We start from the raw sequence: 18,101 nt of genomic DNA, 5'->3' as shown, positions 1-18,101 counted from the left end.
CGGTGCCGCCCGCCCGGTGCCGCCACCTGCCGGGCAGGCGCCCGGTGCCGCCGCCTCACGGCCGGCCCCGGGCCGGTACGCACCCGCCCCGCTCCACCCCGGCCCGAGGCCGGGACGGGGGCGGGGCGGGACACGGCCGCGACGGGAAGGCGGCTCAGGCCCAGTCGTCCGGTTCCGGGCCGAGGTCCGGCTCCTCGTCCGGCCAGTGGTCGTCGCTCGCCGCAACCCCCGCGGCTGCGGTGCCGGACGCGCCCGGCCGGGCCGGGCCGCCCTCCGGCGCCGGGTGGCCTGCGGACGCCGGGGCGTCCAGCGACGCCAGCACCGCCAGGACCCCCTCGCCGTACGTGGCCAGCTTCTTCTCTCCGACGCCGCCGATCGTGCCCAGTTCGGCCACGCTCCCCGGGCGGACCATGACGATCTCCCGGAGCGTGGCGTCGTGGAAGATGACGTACGCCGGGACGCCCTGCTCGCGTGCCTGCTCGGCGCGCCAGGCGCGCAGGGCCTCGAAGGCGGGCTGCAGTTCCTCGGGCAGCTCGGCCACCGCGGCCCGGACCTTCCCCCGTCCCGGGGTCGCCGAGCCGGACCGTGCCGCGGCCGGCTTCTTCGGCTCCTTGCGCAGCGGCACCTCCCGCTCGCGCCGCAGCACCGAGGGGCTCGTGTCGGTGAGGACCAGCGTGCCGTACTCGCCCTCGACGGCGAGCAGTCCCTGCGCCAGCAGCTGCCGGACCACGCCGCGCCACTCGCCCTCGGTCAGCTCCTCGCCGATGCCGAACACGGACAGCTGGTCGTGGTCGAACTGGATCACCTTGGCGGTGCGCTTCCCGAGCAGGATGTCGATGATCTGCCCCGCGCCGAACTTCTGGCCCCGCTCCCGCTGCAGCCGCACCACCGCCGAGAGCGCCTTCTGCGCCGCGACCGTGCCGTCCCAGGTCTCGGGCGGGGTGAGGCAGGTGTCGCAGTTGCCGCAGCCGGCCGGGTCCGGGTCCTGGCCGAAGTAGGCGAGCAGTCGGCCCCGGCGGCAGTCGACCGTCTCGCACAGGGCGAGCATCGCGTCCAGGTGGGCGGCGGCCCGGCGGCGGAACGCCTCGTCCCCCTCCCCGGACTGGATCAGCTTGCGCTGCTGGACGACGTCGCCCAGCCCGTAGGCCATCCAGGCCGTGGAGGGCAGTCCGTCGCGGCCGGCGCGACCGGTCTCCTGGTAGTAGCCCTCGACGGACTTCGGCAGGTCCAGGTGGGCGACGAACCGCACGTCCGGCTTGTCGATGCCCATGCCGAAGGCGATCGTGGCGACCACGACCAGGCCGTCCTCCCGAAGGAAGCGGGACTGGTGCGCCGCGCGCGTGCCCGCGTCCAGGCCGGCGTGGTACGGGACGGCCTCGATGCCGTTGCGGGTGAGGAACTCCGCGGTCCGCTCGACCGAGTTGCGCGAGAGGCAGTACACGATGCCGGCGTCGCCCTCGTGCTCCTGGCGGAGGAAGGCGAGCAGCTGCTTCTTCGGGTCGGTCTTGGGGACGATGCGGTACTGGATGTTGGGCCGGTCGAAGCTGGCCACGAAGTGCCTGGCCCCGGGCAGGCCGAGCCGCTGGGTGATCTCCTCGTGCGTCGCGCGGGTGGCGGTCGCCGTGAGCGCGATCCGCGGCACGTCCGGCCAGCGCTCGCCGAGCATCGACAGGGCCAGGTAGTCGGGGCGGAAGTCGTGGCCCCACTGGGACACGCAGTGCGCCTCGTCGACCGCGAAGACCGCGATCTTGCCCCGGGACAGCAGGTCGCGGGTGGCCTCCAGGCGCAGCCGCTCAGGGGCGAGGTAGAGCAGGTCGAGCTCACCGGCGAGGAACTCCGCCTCGACCACGCGCCGCTCGTCGAAGTCCTGGGTGGAGTTGATGAAGCCGGCGCGCACGCCCAGCGCCCGCAGCGCGTCCACCTGGTCCTGCATGAGGGCGATCAGGGGGGAGACGACGACGCCCGTGCCCGGTCTGACCAGGGACGGGATCTGGTAGCACAGCGACTTGCCGCCGCCGGTGGGCATGAGCACGAGGGCGTCGCCGCCCGCCACCACGTGCTCGATGATCGCTTCCTGCTCGCCCCGGAAGGCCTCGTATCCGAAGACCCGGCTCAGCGTGGCCAGCGCCTCGCTCTCCGTCACTGGCATATCGGTGATACCGCCCGTCCCACCCATCGTCTCGTCCCCCGTACGTCGTCCCTCGACCACGCCTCCACGATAGGGGTCCGCGCCGACACCCCGTGGAGTTGTCCACAGGCTCGCCCCGGCCGGCCACCGCCTCCCCGGTCCCCGGGGCCGCCCCGCCCGGTACGCACCCGGTACGCCACCGCCCGGCGCCTCACGGGGAGGCGCCGGGCGGTGGCGGTGGATGCCGGGCGGATCAGCGGACGAAGACGCTGGCCTGGTTCGCCAGGTCCAGGAAGTACTGCGGCGCCACACCGAGCACGACCGTGACCACCACGCCGAAGGCGATCGCGGTCGTCGTCAGCGGCGACGGCACGGCCACCGTGGGGCCCTCCGGCCGCGGCTCGCTGAAGAACATCAGCACGATCACCCGGATGTAGAAGAACGCCGCGATCGCCGAGGAGATCACACCGATCACGACCAGCGGGGCCGCGCCGCCCTGGGCCGCCGCCTTGAACACGGCGAACTTCCCGGCGAAGCCGGAGGTCAGCGGGATGCCGGCGAAGGCCAGCAGGAACACCGCGAACACGGCCGCCACCAGCGGAGAGCGGCGGCCGAGGCCGGCCCACTTCGACAGGTGCGTCGCCTCGCCGCCCGCGTCGCGCACCAGCGTCACCACGGCGAAGGCGCCGATCGTCACGAAGGAGTACGCCGCCAGGTAGAACAGGACCGACGAGACGCCGTTCTTCGAGGTCGCGATGACACCCGCGAGGATGAAGCCGGCGTGCGCGATCGAGGAGTACGCCAGCAGCCGCTTGATGTCGGTCTGCGTGATCGCGACGATCGCGCCGCCCAGCATGGTCAGGATGGCGACGGCCCACATCACCGGCCGCCAGTCCCAGCGCATCCCCGGCAGGACCACGTACAGCAGCCGCAGCAGCGCGCCGAACGCGGCCACCTTGGTCGCCGCGGCCATGAAGCCGGTGACCGGGGTCGGCGCGCCCTGGTAGACGTCGGGCGTCCACATGTGGAACGGCACCGCGCCCACCTTGAACAGCAGGCCCATGACGACCATCGCGGCGCCGATCAGCAGCAGCGCGTCGTTGCCCATGGTGTCGGCCAGGGCCGGGTCGACGTTCGGCACGTTGCCGTCGACGACCTGGGCGATCGTCGCGTAGGACACGGAGCCGGCGTACCCGTAGAGCAGGGCGATGCCGAACAGGGTGAACGCGGAGGCGAAGGCGCCGAGCAGGAAGTACTTGACCGCGGCCTCCTGCGACAGCAGCCGCTTGCGGCGGGCCACCGCGCACAGCAGGTACAGCGGCAGCGAGAAGACCTCCAGGGCCACGAACAGCGTCAGCAGGTCGTTGGCCGCGGGGAAGACCAGCATGCCGCCGACGGCGAACAGCAGCAGCGGGAAGACCTCGGTGGTGGTGAAGCCGGCCTTCACCGCGGCCTTCTCGCTGTCGCTGCCCGGCACGGAGGCGGCCTGCGCGGCGAAGGAGTCGACGCGGTTGCCGTGCGCCTCCGGGTCCAGACGCCGTTCGGCGAAGGTGAACAGGCCCACCAGACCGGCCAGCAGGATCGTGCCCTGCAGGAACAGCGCGGGTCCGTCGACGGCGACGGCGCCCATCGCCGCGATGTGCGCCTTGGTGGTGCCGTATCCGTCGGCGGCCAGCGCGATCACCGCGGCGAAGGCGGCCGCGAGCGCGACGGCGGACACGAAGAGCTGGGCGTGGTAACGGGCCTTGCGCGGGACGAACGCCTCGACCAGCACCCCGACGAGCGCCGCGCCCACGACGATCAGGATGGGCGACAGCTGCCCGTATTCGATCTTCGGCGCGTCGATCTTCGCGATCGGGTCGGCCGCGGTTGTCCACAGGCTGTGGACGGCTGCTGCGTTCACTTGGCGGCCTCCACCTCGGGCTTGGGGTCGGTCTGGTGCGTGTCCGACATGGTCTGCCTGACCGCCGGATTGACGATGTCCGTGACGGGCTTCGGGTAGACGCCCAGGAAGATCAGCAGCACGACCAGCGGGGCGACCACCAGCAGTTCACGTGCCCTCAGGTCCGGCATGGCCGAGACCTCCGGGCGGACCGGGCCCGTCATCGTGCGCTGGTAGAGGACCAGGGTGTACAACGCTGCCAGCACGATGCCGAGGGTGGCCACGACGCCGGCCGCCGGATAACGCGTGAACGTGCCGACCAGGACCAGGAACTCGCTGACGAAGGGCGCGAGCCCGGGCAGCGACAGCGTCGCCAGGCCGCCGATCAGGAAGGTGCCGGCGAGCACCGGGGCGACCTTCTGCACCCCTCCGTAGTCGGCGATGAGCCGGGAGCCGCGGCGCGAGATCAGGAAGCCGGCGACCAGCATCAGCGCCGCGGTCGAGATCCCGTGGTTGACCATGTAGAGCGTCGCCCCGGACTGGCCCTGGCTGGTCATCGCGAAGATGCCGAGGACGATGAAGCCGAAGTGCGAGATGGACGCGTACGCCACCAGGCGCTTGATGTCGCGCTGGCCCACCGCGAGCAGCGCTCCGTAGACGATGCTGATCAGGGCGAGGACCAGGATGACCGGCGTGGCCCACTTGCTGGCGTCCGGGAAGAGCTGGAGGCAGAAGCGGAGCATCGCGAAGGTGCCCACCTTGTCGACCACCGCCGTGATCAGGACGGCGACCGGGGCGGTGGCCTCCCCCATCGCGTTGGGCAGCCAGGTGTGCAGCGGCCACAGCGGCGCCTTCACCGCGAAGGCGAAGAAGAAGCCGAGGAACAGCCAGCGCTCCGTGCTGGTCGCCATGTGCAGCGTGCCGTTGGCGCGGGCCTGCACGATCTCGGTGAGCGAGAAGTTCCCGGCGACCACGTAGAGGCCGATCACCGCGGCCAGCATGATCAGGCCGCCGACCAGGTTGTAGAGGAGGAACTTCACCGCGGCGTACGACCGCTGGGTGGACGCCGCCTCCTCGCCGTGCTCGTGGGCACGGTCCCCGAAGCCGCCGATGAGGAAGTACATCGGGATGAGCATGGCTTCGAAGAAGATGTAGAAGAGGAAGACGTCGGTGGCCTCGAAGGAGACGATCACCATCGCCTCGACGGCCAGGATCAGGGCGAAGAAGCCCTGGGTGGGCCGCCAGCGGCGACTGCCGGTCTCCAGCGGGTCGGCGTCGTGCCAGCCCGCGAGCACGATGAACGGGATCAGCAGGGCGGTCAGCGCGACCAGCGCCACCGCGATGCCGTCCACGCCCAGTTCGTACCGGACGCCGAAGGCGGCGATCCAGGCGTGGGACTCGGTGAGCTGGTAGCGGGCGCCGCCCGGGTCGAAGCGGACCAGGACGACGGCCGCGAGCGCGAGCGTGCCGAGGGAGACCAGCAGCGCCAGCCACTTGGCGGCGGTGCGCCGGGCGGCCGGGACCGCGGCCGTGGCGACCGCGCCGACGGCCGGGAGTGCCGCTGTCGCGGTGAGCAGAGGAAAGGACATCGGTATCAGACCGCCCTCATCAGCAGGGTCGCGGCGACGAGGAGTGCCGCACCGCCGAACATCGAGACCGCGTAGGACCGCGCGAAGCCGTTCTGCAGCCGGCGCAGGCGTCCGGACAGACCGCCGAAGGAGGCGGCCGTGCCGTTGACGACGCCGTCGACCAGGGTGTGGTCGACGTAGACCAGGGACCGCGTCAGGTGCTCGCCGCCGCGGACGAGGACGACGTGGTTGAAGTCGTCCTGGAGCAGGTCGCGCCGGGCGGCCCGGGTGAGCAGCGACCCCCGCGGGGCGGCGGCCGGGACCGGCTTGCGGCCGTACTGGGCCCAGGCGACGGCGACGCCGACGACCAGGCACACCATCGTGGCGCCGGTGACGGTGAGCGCACTGACCGGGGAGTGGCCCTCGCTGTGGCCGGTGACCGGCTCCAGCCAGTGCAGGAAGCGGTCGCCGAGGTTGAAGAAGAAGCCGGCGAAGACCGAGCCGACGGCCAGGACCATCATCGGGATCGTCATGATGCCCGGCGACTCGTGCGGGTGCGGCTCGCCGTGCCCGTCGTGTCCGTCCGCCGCGGCCCCCGACCCGGTGCGCCAGCGCTCCTCGCCGAAGAACGTCATCAGCATGACGCGCGTCATGTAGAACGCCGTGAGGGCCGCGCCGACCAGGGCCGCGCCGCCGAGGATCCAGCCCTCGGTGCCGCCCTTGGCGAAGGCCGCCTCGATGATCTTGTCCTTGGAGAAGAAGCCGGACAGGCCCGGGAAGCCGATGATGGCCAGGTAGCCGAGTCCGAAGGTGATGAACGTGATCGGCATGTACTTCCGCAGGCCGCCGTAACGGCGCATGTCGACCTCGTCGTTCATGCCGTGCATCACCGAGCCGGCGCCGAGGAACAGGCCGGCCTTGAAGAAGCCGTGCGTCACCAGGTGCATGATCGCGAAGACGTAGCCGATGGGGCCGAGGCCGGCGGCCAGCACCATGTACCCGATCTGGGACATGGTCGAGCCGGCCAGCGCCTTCTTGATGTCGTCCTTGGCGCAACCGACGATCGCACCGAACAGCAGCGTGACCCCACCGACGACGGTGACCACGAGCTGGGCGTCGGGGGCCGCGTTGAAGATCGCCGAGGAGCGGACGATCAGGTAGACGCCGGCGGTCACCATGGTCGCCGCGTGGATGAGGGCGGAGACCGGGGTCGGGCCCTCCATGGCGTCCCCGAGCCAGGACTGCAGCGGCACCTGGGCGGACTTGCCGCACGCGGCGAGCAGCAGCATCAGGCCGATGGCGGTGAGGCGGCCCTCGGAGGTGCCGCCGACGTGCCCGAAGACGGGGCCGAAGGCGAACGATCCGAACGTCGTGAACATCAGCATGATCGCGATGGACAGGCCCATGTCGCCGACGCGGTTGACCAGGAAGGCCTTCTTCGCCGCGGTGGCCGCGCTGGGCTTGTGCTGCCAGAAGCCGATCAGCAGGTAGGAGGCGAGACCGACGCCCTCCCAGCCGACGTACAGCAGAAGGTAGTTGTCGGCGAGGACGAGCAGCAGCATCGCCGCGAGGAACAGGTTGAGGTAGCCGAAGAAGCGGCGGCGGCGCTCGTCGTGCTCCATGTACCCGACGGAGTACAGGTGGATCAGCGAGCCGACGCCGGTGATCAGCAGCACGAACGTCATGGACAGCTGGTCCAGGCGGAACGTGACGTCCGCCTGGAAGCTCTCCACCGGGATCCAGGTGTACAGGTGCTGGATCAGCGTGCGGTCGTCGGCGCTCCGGCCGAGCAGACCGACGAAGAGGACCGCGCCGATCACGAAGGAGGCGGTCGACAGGAGCGTGCCGATCCAGTGGCCGACGGCGTCGAGCCGCCGGCCGCCGACCAGGAGGACGGCCGCTCCGAGCAGGGGCGCCGCGATGAGCAGCGCAATCAGGTTCTCCACGATTCTTCCGACCCCTTACAGCTTCATCAGGCTGGCGTCGTCGACCGAGGCCGAGTGGCGGGAACGGAACAGCGACACGATGATCGCGAGTCCGACCACGACCTCCGCTGCGGCGACGACCATCGTGAAGAAGGCGATGATCTGGCCGTCGAGGTTGCCGTGCATGCGGGAGAAGACGACGAACGCGAGGTTGCAGGCGTTCAGCATCAGCTCGATGCACATGAAGACCACGATGGCGTTCCGCCGGATCAGGACGCCGGTGGCGCCGATCGTGAACAGCAGGGCGGCGAGGTAGAGGTAGTTGACCGGGTTCACTTCGCCGCCTCCTCGGGCCGCTGGGACGTCGCCGGTTCGACCGCGGTCCGCTCCAGGCGCTCCTCGGCGCGCTGCTCCAGGGCCTTGAGGTCGCCCAGCGCCTCGGCGGACACGTCGCGGACCTGGCCGCGCTCGCGCAGCGTCCGGCTGACCGTCAGCTCCGACGGGGTGCCGTCGGGCAGCAGGCCCGCGATGTCCACCGCGTTGTGCCGGGCGTAGACGCCGGGCGCGGGCAGCGGCGGCAGGTGCTTGCCGTCCCTCACGCGCTGCTCCGCCAGCTCCCGCTGGGTGCGGGCCCGCTCGGTGCGCTCGCGGTGGGTGAGCACCATCGCGCCGACGGCGGCCGTGATGAGCAGGGCGCCGGTGATTTCGAAGGCGAACACGTACCGGGTGAAGATGAGGGCCGCGAGGCCCTGCACATTGCCGTTCGCGTTCGCCCGGCCGATGCCGGTGAAGTCCTTGAGGGAGGCGTTGGCGATCCCCGCGAGCAGCAGGACGGCGAAGCCGACGCCGCACAGCAGGGCCAGCCAGCGCTGTCCCCTGATGGTCTCCTTCAGGGAGTCCGCCGCGGTGACGCCGACCAGCATCACCACGAACAGGAACAGCATCATGATCGCGCCGGTGTAGACGACGATCTGCACGATGCCGAGGAAGTAGGCGCCGTTGGCGAGGTAGAAGACCGCCAGCACGATCATGGTGCCCGCGAGGCAGAGCGCGCTGTGGACGGCCTTGCGCATGAAGACGGTGCACAGGGCGCCGATCACCGCCACGGTGCCGAGGACCCAGAACTGGAAGGCCTCGCCCGTGGAGGTGGTGTAGGCGGCGAGCTGGCTCATGCGTCCACCTCCTTGTCCTCGGCCGCGCCCGAGGGGCCGGCCGGGCGGGGCTCCTCGCCCTGGGAGACGGCGGCCTGGCGCACCGTGCCGGGGGCGGCCTCGGTGACCAGGCCCCGGTAGTAGTCCTGCTCGTCCATCCCCGGGTAGATGGCGTGCGGGGAGTCGACCATGCCCTCGTCGAGCCCGGCGAGCAGCTGCTCCTTGGTGTAGATGAGGTTCGCGCGGCTGGAGTCGGCCAGCTCGAACTCGTTCGTCATCGTCAGCGCGCGCGTGGGGCACGCCTCGATGCACAGGCCGCACAGGATGCAGCGGGCGTAGTTGATCTGGTAGACGCGGCCGTACCGCTCGCCCGGGGAGTAGCGCTCCTCGTCGGTGTTGTCCGCGCCCTCCACGTAGATGGCGTCGGCGGGGCAGGCCCAGGCGCACAGCTCGCAGCCGACGCACTTCTCCAGGCCGTCCGGATGGCGGTTGAGCTGGTGCCGTCCGTGGAAGCGTGGAGCGGTGGTCTTCTTCTGCTCCGGGTACTGCTCGGTCAGCCGCTTCTTGAACATGGCCTTGAAGGTCACGCCGAAGCCGGCCACGGGATTCAGGAAACCGGGCTTGGTCTCCTTGGGCTCCTCAGCCATCGGACGCCTCCTTTCCATCCAGAGATCCGTCACTCGCAGTGTCGGGTCCGCCACTGACAATCAGCTCCCGGTCGCGGCGCGGGCGGCGCCTCGGCACGGCCGGCAGCTCCTGCCCCGGCTTCGGCGGCACGGGGAAGCCGCCGGCCATCGGGTCGAAGGCGGCCGGTGGTTCGCCGGCGGTCCGCTCTGCGGTCCTGGACTTCTCGCGGAACAGGTCCGCGACGAAGGACAGGAGCAGCAGGGCGAGGATGCCGCCGCCGACGTAGAGGGCGATGTCGGCGAAGTCGTAGTGCTGGTTGCGCAGGGTCCGCACGGTCGCGACGAGCATCAGCCAGGTCACGGAGACCGGGATGAGGACCTTCCAGCCGAGCTTCATCAGCTGGTCGTAGCGGACGCGCGGGAGGGTGCCCCGCAGCCAGATGAAGAAGAAGAGCAGCAGCTGGACCTTGACCACGAACCAGAGCAGCGGCCACCAGCCGTGGTTGGCGCCCGCCCAGAAGGTGCTGATCGGCCAGGGGGCCCGCCAGCCGCCGAGGAACAGGGTGGTCGACACGGCCGAGACCGTCACCATGTTCACGTACTCGGCGAGCATGAACATCGCGAACTTGATGGACGAGTACTCGGTGTTGAAGCCGCCGACCAGGTCGCCCTCGGACTCCGGCATGTCGAACGGGGCGCGGTTGGTCTCCCCGATCATCGTGACGACGTAGAGGATGAAGGAGACCGGCAGCAGCAGGATGTACCAGCGGTCGTGCTGCTGCTGGACGATCGTCGACGTCGACATCGAACCCGAGTACAGGAACACCGAGGCGAACGAGGCGCCCATGGCGATCTCGTAGGAGATCATCTGCGCGCAGGAGCGCAGGCCGCCGAGCAGCGGGTAGGTCGAGCCGGAGCTCCAGCCGGCGAGGACGATGCCGTAGATGCCGACCGAGGCCACCGCGAGGATGTAGAGCATCGCGATCGGCAGGTCGGTCAGCTGCATCGCCGTGCGGTGGCCGAGGATCGAGACCTCGCCGTCCGCGGGCCCGAACGGGATCACCGCGATCGCCATGAACGCCGGGATGGCGGCGACGATCGGCGCGAGGACGTACACCACCTTGTCCGCGCGCTTGACGACGAGGTCCTCCTTGAGCATCAGCTTCACGCCGTCGGCGAGCGACTGGAGCATGCCCCAGGGGCCGTGCCGGTTGGGGCCGATGCGCAGCTGCATCCAGGCGACGACCTTGCGCTCCCACACGATCGAGAACAGCACGGTCACCATCAGGAAGGCGAAGCAGAACACCGCCTTGATGAGGACCAGCCACCAGGGGTCGGTACCGAACATCGAGAGGTTGTCTGCGGCGAGGTACGGGCTCATGCCTCCACCTCCTTGGGGGCCTCGCCGGCGGGCGTCGCCGGGCCGATGCGGACGAGGGAACCGGGCAGCGCCCCGGTGTCGGAGGCGACGCCGGCACCCACGGAGTTCAGCGGCAGCCAGACCACCCGGTCGGGCATGTCGGTGATCAGCAGCGGGAGCCGGACCGATCCGGCGGGGCCGGTGACGGTGACCAGGTCGCCGTCGGCCACACCGGACTCGGCGGCGGTGGCGGACGACACGCGCGCGCGTGCTGCGTGCCGTGTCCCGGCGAGCGCCTCGTCGCCCTCCTGGAGGAGGCCGCGGTCGAGGAGCAGCCGGTGCCCGGCGAGCACCGCCTCCCCGGCGGCGGGCCGGGGCAGTGCGGCGGCGGTCTCCAGCGGATCGTCGGCGCGCGGCCCCGACCAGGTGCCGAGCCGGTCGAGTTCGGCGTGCGCGGTCCGCACGTCGGGCAGGCCCAGGTGGACGTCCATGGCGTCGGCCAGCATCTGCAGCACCCGCAGGTCGCCCGGGGCGGGCCGGCGGGACATCTGGTCCGGCTTGAGCGCGGACTCGAAGAAGCGCGCCCGGCCCTCCCAGTTGAGGAACGTGCCGGCCTTCTCGGCGACGGCCGCCACCGGCAGCACCACATCGGCGTGCTCGGTGACCTCGCCGGGCCGCAGCTCCAGCGACACCAGGAAGCCGACCTCGGCGAGTGCCTCACGCGCGCGTGCCGGGTCGGGCAGATCGGCGACCTCCACGCCGGCGACGACCAGCGCCTGGAGCTCGCCCTGCGCGGCGGCCTCGACGATCCGGCCGGTGTCCCGGCCGTAGCGGTGCGGCAGTTCGGCGACGCCCCAGACGGCGGCGACCTCCTCCCGCGCGCGCGGGTCGGTCGCGGGGCGGCCGCCCGGCAGCAGCGACGGCAGCGCGCCCACCTCGACGGCGCCGCGCTCACCGGCCCGGCGCGGGATCCACGCGAGCCGGGCGCCGGTCGCGGCCGCGGCCCGCACGGCCGCGGTCAGGCCGCCCGCCACCGAGGCGAGCCGCTCGCCGACGACGATCACGGCGCCGTCGCCGCGCAGCGCCTCGGCGGCCTGTGCGCCGCCGTCCTCCAGGCCGACGCCGCGCGCGAGCGCGTCCAGCCACTCGGTCTCGGTGCCCGGCGCGGCCGGCAGCAGGGTGCCGCCCGCCTTCTCCAGGCCCCGGGTGGCGTGCGTCGCCAGGGCGAACACGCGCTGGCCGTGCCCGCGCCATGCCTTGCGCAGCCGGAGGAAGACGCCGGGCGCCTCCTCCTCGGACTCGAAACCGGCGAGCAGGACGGCGGGCGCCTGCTCCAGCGTCGTGTACGTGACGCCCGTGCCGTCGACGTCCCGTCCGCGTCCGGCGACCCGGGCGGCGAGGAAGTCGGCCTCCTCACTGCTGTGCACGCGCGCGCGGAAGTCGATGTCGTTGGTGTCGAGCGCCACGCGCGCGAACTTGCTGTACGCGTAGGCGTCCTCGACGGTGAGCCGGCCGCCGGTGAGGACGCCGGTGCGGCCGCGCGAGGCCAGCAGTCCCTGCGCGGCGATCTGCAGGGCCTCCGGCCACGACGCCGCCTTCAGCTCGCCCTCGGCGTCGCGCACCAGCGGTGTGCCGAGCCGGTCCTTCGCCTGCGCGTAGCGGAAGCCGAAGCGGCCCTTGTCGCAGAGCCACTCCTCGTTGACCTCGGGGTCGGGAGCGGCCAGCCGCCGCATGACCTTGCCGCGCCGGTGGTCGGTGCGGGTGGCGCAGCCGCCGGAGCAGTGCTCGCAGACGGAGTGCGAGGAGACCAGGTCGAAGGGGCGGGAGCGGAACCGGTACGCCGCCGAGGTGAGCGCGCCGACCGGGCAGATCTGGATGGTGTTGCCGGAGAAGTACGACTCGAACGGGTCGCCCTCTCCGGTGCCGACCTGCTGGAGCGCGCCGCGCTCCAGCAGCTCGATCATGGGGTCGCCGGCGATCTGGTTCGAGAAGCGGGTGCAGCGCGCGCACAGCACGCACCGCTCGCGGTCGAGCAGCACCTGCGTGGAGATGGGCACGGGCTTCTCGAAGGTCCGCTTCCGGCCCTCGAAGCGGGACTCGGCGTTGCCGTGGGACATGGCCTGGTTCTGCAGCGGGCACTCGCCGCCCTTGTCGCAGACCGGGCAGTCCAGGGGGTGGTTGATGAGCAGCAGCTCCATCACCCCGTGCTGGGCCTTCTCCGCGGCCCGCGAGGTCAGCTGGGTGCGCACGACCATGCCGTCGGTGCACGTGATCGTGCAGGACGCCATGGGCTTGCGCTGGCCCTCCACCTCGACGATGCACTGGCGGCAGGCGCCTGCCGGGTCGAGCAGCGGGTGGTCGCAGAACCGGGGGATCTCGATGCCGAGCTGTTCGGCGGCCCGGATGACCAGGGTGCCCTTGGGCACGCTGATCCCGATGTCGTCGATGGTCAGCGACACCAGGTCCTGCGGCGGGACCGCCGCCTCTCCCCCGCCCGAGGTGCGCCGGCCCGCGGCGGAGCCGCTGTCGGATTGCTGTACGGTCATGCGTTCACCTCCGTGCGATCGGCCCAGGCCGTGGACTTGGCCGGGTCGAAGGGGCAGCCCCGGCCCGTGACGTGCTGCTCGTACTCCTCGCGGAAGTACTGCAAGGAGGAGAAGATCGGCGAGGCGGCGCCGTCGCCGAGGGCGCAGAAGGACTTGCCGTTGATGTTGTCGGCGATGTCGGCGAGCTTGTCGAGGTCGGACATCCTGCCCTTGCCGGCCTCCAGGTCGCGCAGCAGCTGCACCAGCCAGTAGGTGCCCTCCCGGCACGGGGTGCACTTGCCGCAGGACTCGTGGGCGTAGAACTCCGTCCAGCGGGTCACCGCCCGCACGACGCAGGTCGTCTCGTCGAAGCACTGCAGCGCCTTGGTGCCGAGCATGGAGCCGGCGGCGCCCACCCCCTCGTAGTCGAGGGGGACGTCGAGGTGCTCTTCGGTGAACATCGGCGTCGAGGAGCCGCCCGGCGTCCAGAACTTCAGGCGGTGCCCGGGGCGCATGCCGCCGCTCATGTCGAGCAGCTGGCGCAGGGTGATGCCGAGCGGGGCCTCGTACTGGCCGGGTGCGGCGACGTGGCCGCTGAGCGAGTAGAGCGTGAAGCCCGGGGACTTCTCGCTGCCCATCGACCGGAACCATTCCTTGCCCTGGTTCAGGATCGCGGGAACCGAGGCGATGGACTCGACGTTGTTCACTACGGTCGGGCACGCGTAGAGGCCCGCGACGGCAGGGAAGGGGGGACGCAGCCGCGGTTGGCCGCGGCGGCCTTCGAGGGAGTCCAGCAGCGCGGTCTCCTCGCCGCAGATGTACGCGCCCGCGCCCGCGTGCACGGTGAGTTCGAGGTCGAGTCCGCTGCCCAGGATGTTCTCGCCGAGGTAGCCGGCCGCGCGGGCCTCCTGCACGGCCGCGTGCAACCGCCGCAGTACGGGCACGACTTCACCCCGCAGGTAGATGAAGGCGTGCGACGACCTGATGGCGTAGCACGCGATCACGATGCCCTCGATGAGGCTGTGCGGGTTCGCGAAGAGGAGCGGGATGTCCTTGCACGTCCCGGGCTCCGACTCGTCGGCGTTGACCACGAGGTAGTGCGGCTTTCCATCGCCCTGGGGGATGAACTGCCACTTCATCCCGGTCGGGAATCCGGCGCCGCCGCGGCCCCGCAGACCCGAGTCCTTCACGTAGGCGATCAGGTCGTCCGGGGTCATCGCGAGCGCCTTGCGCAGCCCGGCGTAGCCGTCGTGCCGGCGGTACACGTCCAGCGACCAGGACCTGTCCTCGTCCCAGAAGGCCGACAGCACGGGCGCGAGCAGCTTCTCGGGGCTGGACGCCCCGCCGTCCGCGTATCCGCCCGCGCGGGCGGTGCCTCCATCCTCGGTGGCCACGGTCATCACTCCCCCTCCTCTGCGGCAGGCCCGGCGGGGTGGGACGGATCGGACGCCGCCGTCTCCCGGGGGGCGTCGTGCGAGCTCGCGTGCTCCGCGGGGGACGGCCGGTGCGCGGCGTCCTGCGGTTCGTCGTGCTGCTCGGCGTGCGGTCCGCCGTCGCGCGGGTGGACCACGCGCGCGGGGCCGGCCTCGCCCTTGGCCAGGCGCAGGCCGGTCAGGGAGGCGGGGCCCGCGCTGCCGCCGGCCTCCAGCGCCCCTTCCCGCTCGTCGGGGAAGCCGGCCAGGATCCGGGCGGTCTCCTTGAAGGTGCACAGGGGGGCGCCGCGCGTCGGGGACACCGTCCGTCCCGCGCGCAGGTCGTCGACGAGGCGCCGGGCGCTCGCCGGCGTCTGGTTGTCGAAGAACTCCCAGTTGACCATCACGACCGGCGCGAAGTCGCAGGCCGCGTTGCACTCGATGTGCTCCAGGGTGACCTTGCCGTCGTCGGTGGTCCCACCGTTGCCGACGCCGAGGTGCTCCTGGAGGGTCTCGAAGATCGCGTCGCCGCCCATCACCGCGCAGAGGGTGTTGGTGCAGACGCCGACCTGGTAGTCGCCGCTCGGCCGGCGCCGGTACATGGTGTAGAAGGTGGCGACGGCGGTGACCTCGGCCGTGGTCAGGCCGAGCACGTCCGCGCAGAACGCCATCCCGGTGCGCGTGACGTGCCCCTCCTCCGACTGCACCAGGTGCAGCAGCGGCAGGAGGGCGGACCGCGAGTCCGGGTAGCGGGCGACGATCTCGCGCGCGTCGGTCTCCAGCCGGGCCCGGACGTCGTCCGGGTAGTCCGGCGCGGGCAGTTCGGGCATGCCCAGGCTGACGCCCCGCTCCGAAGAAGAGGTGGTCACCGGTCGACGCCTCCCATCACGGGGTCGATGGACGCGACGGCGACGATGACGTCGGCGACCTGGCCGCCCTCGCACATCGCCGCCATCGTCTGCAGGTTGGTGAAGGACGGGTCGCGGAAGTGGACCCGGAAGGGGCGGGTGCCGCCGTCGGACACGGCGTGCACCCCGAGCTCGCCCTTGGGGGACTCGACGGCCGTGTACGCCTGTCCCGGCGGGACCCGGAACCCCTCGGTGACCAGCTTGAAGTGGTGGATCAGAGCCTCCATGGAGGTGCCCATGATCTTCTTGATGTGGTCGAGGGAGTTGCCCAGTCCGTCCGGGCCCAGGGCGAGCTGGGCGGGCCAGGCGATCTTCTTGTCGGCGACCATCACCGGTCCGGGCTGGAGCCGGTCCAGGCACTGCTCGACGATCCGCAGCGACTGGCGCATCTCCTCCAGGCGGACCAGGAAGCGGCCGTAGGAGTCGCAGCTGTCGGCGGTCGGGACCTCGAAGTCGTAGGTCTCGTAGCCGCAGTACGGCTGGGCCTTGCGCAGGTCGTGGGGCAGGCCGGCGGCGCGCAGGATCGGGCCGGTGGCGCCGAGGGCCATGCAGCCGGCCAGGTCCAGGTGGCCGACGTCCTGCATACGGGCCTTGAAGATGGGGTTCCCGGTGGCGAGCTTGTCGTACTCCGGGAGGTTCTTCTTCATCTTCTTCACGAACTCGCGGATCTGGTCCACCGCGCCGGGCGGCAGGTCCTGGGCGAGTCCGCCGGGGCGGATGTACGCGTGGTTCATCCGCAGGCCCGTGATGAGCTCGTAGATGTCGAGAATCATTTCACGATCACGGAATCCGTAGATCATGATCGTGGTGGCACCGAGCTCCATGCCGCCGGTGGCGATGCACACCAGGTGGGAGGACATCCGGTTCAGCTCCATCAGGAGCACCCGGATGATCTCGGCCCGCTCGGTGATCTGGTCCTCGATGCCGAGGAGCTTCTCGACGGCGAGGCAGTAGCCGGTCTCGTTGAAGAAGGACGTCAGGTAGTCCATGCGCGTGACGAAGGTGGTGCCCTGCGTCCACGTGCGGTACTCGAGGTTCTTCTCGATGCCGGTGTGGAGGTAGCCGATGCCGCAGCGGGCCTCGGTGACGGTCTCGCCGTCGATCTCCAGGATCAGGCGGAGCACCCCGTGGGTGGAGGGGTGCTGGGGGCCCATGTTGACGACGATGCGCTCGTCGTCGGCGCGGGCCGCGGACTGGACGACCTCGTCCCAGTCGCCGCCGGTGACCGTGTAGACGGCACCCTCGGTGGTCTCGCGCGCCGGAGCGGCCGGCGCGCCGGATGCTGGCTGCGTGTTCACGAGTACGACCTCCGCTGGTCCGGAGCCGGGATCTGGGCGCCCTTGTACTCGACGGGGATGCCGCCGAGCGGGTAGTCCTTGCGCTGCGGGTGGCCCTGCCAGTCGTCGGGCATCATGATCCGGGTCAGGGCCGGGTGACCGTCGAAGACGATTCCGAAGAAGTCGTAGGTCTCGCGCTCGTGCCAGTCGTTCGTCGGGTAGACGGGGACCAGCGACGGGATCCGCCGGTCGTCGTCGGGGGCGCCGACCTCCAGGCGGATCAGCCGGTTGTGGGTGATCGAGCGCAGGTGGTAGACGGCGTGCAGCTCACGGCCCTTGTCATGGGGGTAGTGCACCCCGCTGACGCCGGTGCACAGCTCGAAGCGCAGGGCGGGGTCGTCGCGCAGGGTGCGGGCGACGCGGACCAGGTGCTCGCGCTCGATGTGGAAGGTGAGCTCGCCGCGGTCGACGACCGTCTTCTCGATCGCGTTGCCGGGGAGGAGTCCCTGTTCCTCCAGCGCGCCCTCGAGCTCGTCGGCGACCTCGTCGAACCAGCCGCCGTAGGGCCGGCTCGCCGGTCCCGGGAGGCGGACGGAGCGGACCAGGCCGCCGTAGCCCGAGGTGTCGCCCCCGTTGGCGGCGCCGAACATGCCGCGCTGGACGCGGATCTCCTCGCCGCCCCGGCCCCGCTGGCCGGGGAGGTTGTCGGCGGCCGGGGACGTACCGGGATCGGTCCCGTTCTTCCCGTGCGCGCCGGTGCCGTTCGCGTCGCTCACCGCAGCAGCCCCTTCATCTCGATCGTCGGCAGGGCCTTGAGCGCGGCCTCCTCCGCCTCGCGGGCGGCTTCCTCGGCGTTCACGCCGAGCTTGGAGGACTGGATCTTCTGGTGGAGCTTGAGGATCGCGTCCATCAGCATCTCGGGCCGGGGCGGGCAGCCCGGGAGGTAGATGTCGACCGGCACGATGTGGTCGACGCCCTGCACGATGGCGTAGTTGTTGAACATGCCGCCCGACGAGGCGCAGACGCCCATGGAGATCACCCACTTGGGGTTGGGCATCTGGTCGTAGACCTGCCGCAGCACCGGCGCCATCTTCTGGCTGACCCGGCCGGCCACGATCATCAGGTCCGCCTGGCGGGGCGACCCGCGGAAGACCTCCATGCCGAAGCGCGCCAGGTCGTAGCGGCCGGCGCCGGTGGTCATCATCTCGATCGCGCAGCAGGCGAGGCCGAAGGTGGCCGGGAAGACGGACGCCTTGCGCACCCAGCCCGCGGCCTGCTCGACGGTGGTCAGCAGGAATCCGCTCGGCAGCTTTTCTTCGAGTCCCATGTCCTAAAGGCC

Annotated in this window: 14 protein-coding genes; all 14 read right to left on the bottom strand. The window is 71.3% G+C overall.

The window, feature by feature from the left end; translation table 11 throughout:
- Nucleotides 1–154: 154 nt before the first annotated feature.
- A complete protein-coding gene (gene recQ / locus P3H78_RS25510; protein ID WP_276111509.1) occupies nucleotides 155–2,176 on the bottom strand; it encodes a DNA helicase RecQ in 2,022 nt (673 codons plus the stop codon).
- A 205-nt stretch (nucleotides 2,177–2,381) separates the two neighbouring features.
- Nucleotides 2,382–4,031, bottom strand: coding sequence for an NADH-quinone oxidoreductase subunit NuoN (gene nuoN, locus P3H78_RS25505; RefSeq protein ID WP_276111493.1), 1,650 nt, complete (start codon nucleotides 4,029–4,031; stop codon nucleotides 2,382–2,384).
- Entirely contained in the window at nucleotides 4,028–5,599 is a 1,572-nt protein-coding gene (locus tag P3H78_RS25500; protein WP_276111492.1) for an NADH-quinone oxidoreductase subunit M, read from the bottom strand. The genes nuoN and P3H78_RS25500 overlap by 4 nt, the downstream gene beginning before the upstream one ends.
- Before the next feature lie 5 nt (nucleotides 5,600–5,604).
- On the bottom strand, nucleotides 5,605–7,524 hold the full coding sequence (gene nuoL / locus P3H78_RS25495) for an NADH-quinone oxidoreductase subunit L (protein WP_276111491.1): 1,920 nt from the start codon (nucleotides 7,522–7,524) through the stop codon (nucleotides 5,605–5,607).
- 15 nt (nucleotides 7,525–7,539) lie between these two features.
- Nucleotides 7,540–7,839: an NADH-quinone oxidoreductase subunit NuoK gene (nuoK, locus tag P3H78_RS25490; protein ID WP_009190046.1), complete on the bottom strand. Its 300-nt coding sequence runs from the start codon at nucleotides 7,837–7,839 to the stop codon at nucleotides 7,540–7,542.
- Complete coding sequence (locus P3H78_RS25485) at nucleotides 7,836–8,675, bottom strand: NADH-quinone oxidoreductase subunit J (protein WP_276111490.1); 840 nt, start codon at nucleotides 8,673–8,675, stop codon at nucleotides 7,836–7,838. Before P3H78_RS25485 ends, nuoK begins: the two co-directional genes overlap by 4 nt.
- The gene (nuoI, locus tag P3H78_RS25480; RefSeq protein ID WP_276111489.1) at nucleotides 8,672–9,301 is read right to left on the bottom strand and encodes an NADH-quinone oxidoreductase subunit NuoI; all 630 of its coding nucleotides are present in this window, start codon (nucleotides 9,299–9,301) and stop codon (nucleotides 8,672–8,674) included. Before nuoI ends, P3H78_RS25485 begins: the two co-directional genes overlap by 4 nt.
- Nucleotides 9,294–10,661, bottom strand: a complete 1,368-nt coding sequence (nuoH, locus tag P3H78_RS25475) for an NADH-quinone oxidoreductase subunit NuoH (RefSeq protein ID WP_276111488.1) — start codon at nucleotides 10,659–10,661, stop codon at nucleotides 9,294–9,296. The genes nuoI and nuoH overlap by 8 nt, the downstream gene beginning before the upstream one ends.
- Complete coding sequence (locus tag P3H78_RS25470) at nucleotides 10,658–13,186, bottom strand: NADH-quinone oxidoreductase subunit G (RefSeq protein ID WP_276111487.1); 2,529 nt, start codon at nucleotides 13,184–13,186, stop codon at nucleotides 10,658–10,660. Before P3H78_RS25470 ends, nuoH begins: the two co-directional genes overlap by 4 nt.
- Nucleotides 13,183–14,568: an NADH-quinone oxidoreductase subunit NuoF gene (nuoF, locus tag P3H78_RS25465; RefSeq protein WP_438828042.1), complete on the bottom strand. Its 1,386-nt coding sequence runs from the start codon at nucleotides 14,566–14,568 to the stop codon at nucleotides 13,183–13,185. The genes P3H78_RS25470 and nuoF overlap by 4 nt, the downstream gene beginning before the upstream one ends.
- The gene (gene nuoE, locus P3H78_RS25460; RefSeq protein WP_276111485.1) at nucleotides 14,565–15,446 is read right to left on the bottom strand and encodes an NADH-quinone oxidoreductase subunit NuoE; all 882 of its coding nucleotides are present in this window, start codon (nucleotides 15,444–15,446) and stop codon (nucleotides 14,565–14,567) included. Before nuoE ends, nuoF begins: the two co-directional genes overlap by 4 nt.
- On the bottom strand, nucleotides 15,443–16,783 hold the full coding sequence (locus P3H78_RS25455; RefSeq protein WP_276111484.1) for an NADH-quinone oxidoreductase subunit D: 1,341 nt from the start codon (nucleotides 16,781–16,783) through the stop codon (nucleotides 15,443–15,445). Before P3H78_RS25455 ends, nuoE begins: the two co-directional genes overlap by 4 nt.
- Nucleotides 16,780–17,538: an NADH-quinone oxidoreductase subunit C gene (locus P3H78_RS25450; protein ID WP_276111483.1), complete on the bottom strand. Its 759-nt coding sequence runs from the start codon at nucleotides 17,536–17,538 to the stop codon at nucleotides 16,780–16,782. Before P3H78_RS25450 ends, P3H78_RS25455 begins: the two co-directional genes overlap by 4 nt.
- Entirely contained in the window at nucleotides 17,535–18,089 is a 555-nt protein-coding gene (locus tag P3H78_RS25445; protein WP_007383964.1) for a NuoB/complex I 20 kDa subunit family protein, read from the bottom strand. Before P3H78_RS25445 ends, P3H78_RS25450 begins: the two co-directional genes overlap by 4 nt.
- Nucleotides 18,090–18,101 lie beyond the last annotated feature (12 nt).

The organism is Streptomyces tropicalis, assembly GCF_029269835.1.
Lineage (GTDB): Bacteria > Actinomycetota > Actinomycetes > Streptomycetales > Streptomycetaceae > Streptomyces > Streptomyces tropicalis.
This window is presented reverse-complemented; position numbering and strand designations above follow the sequence as displayed.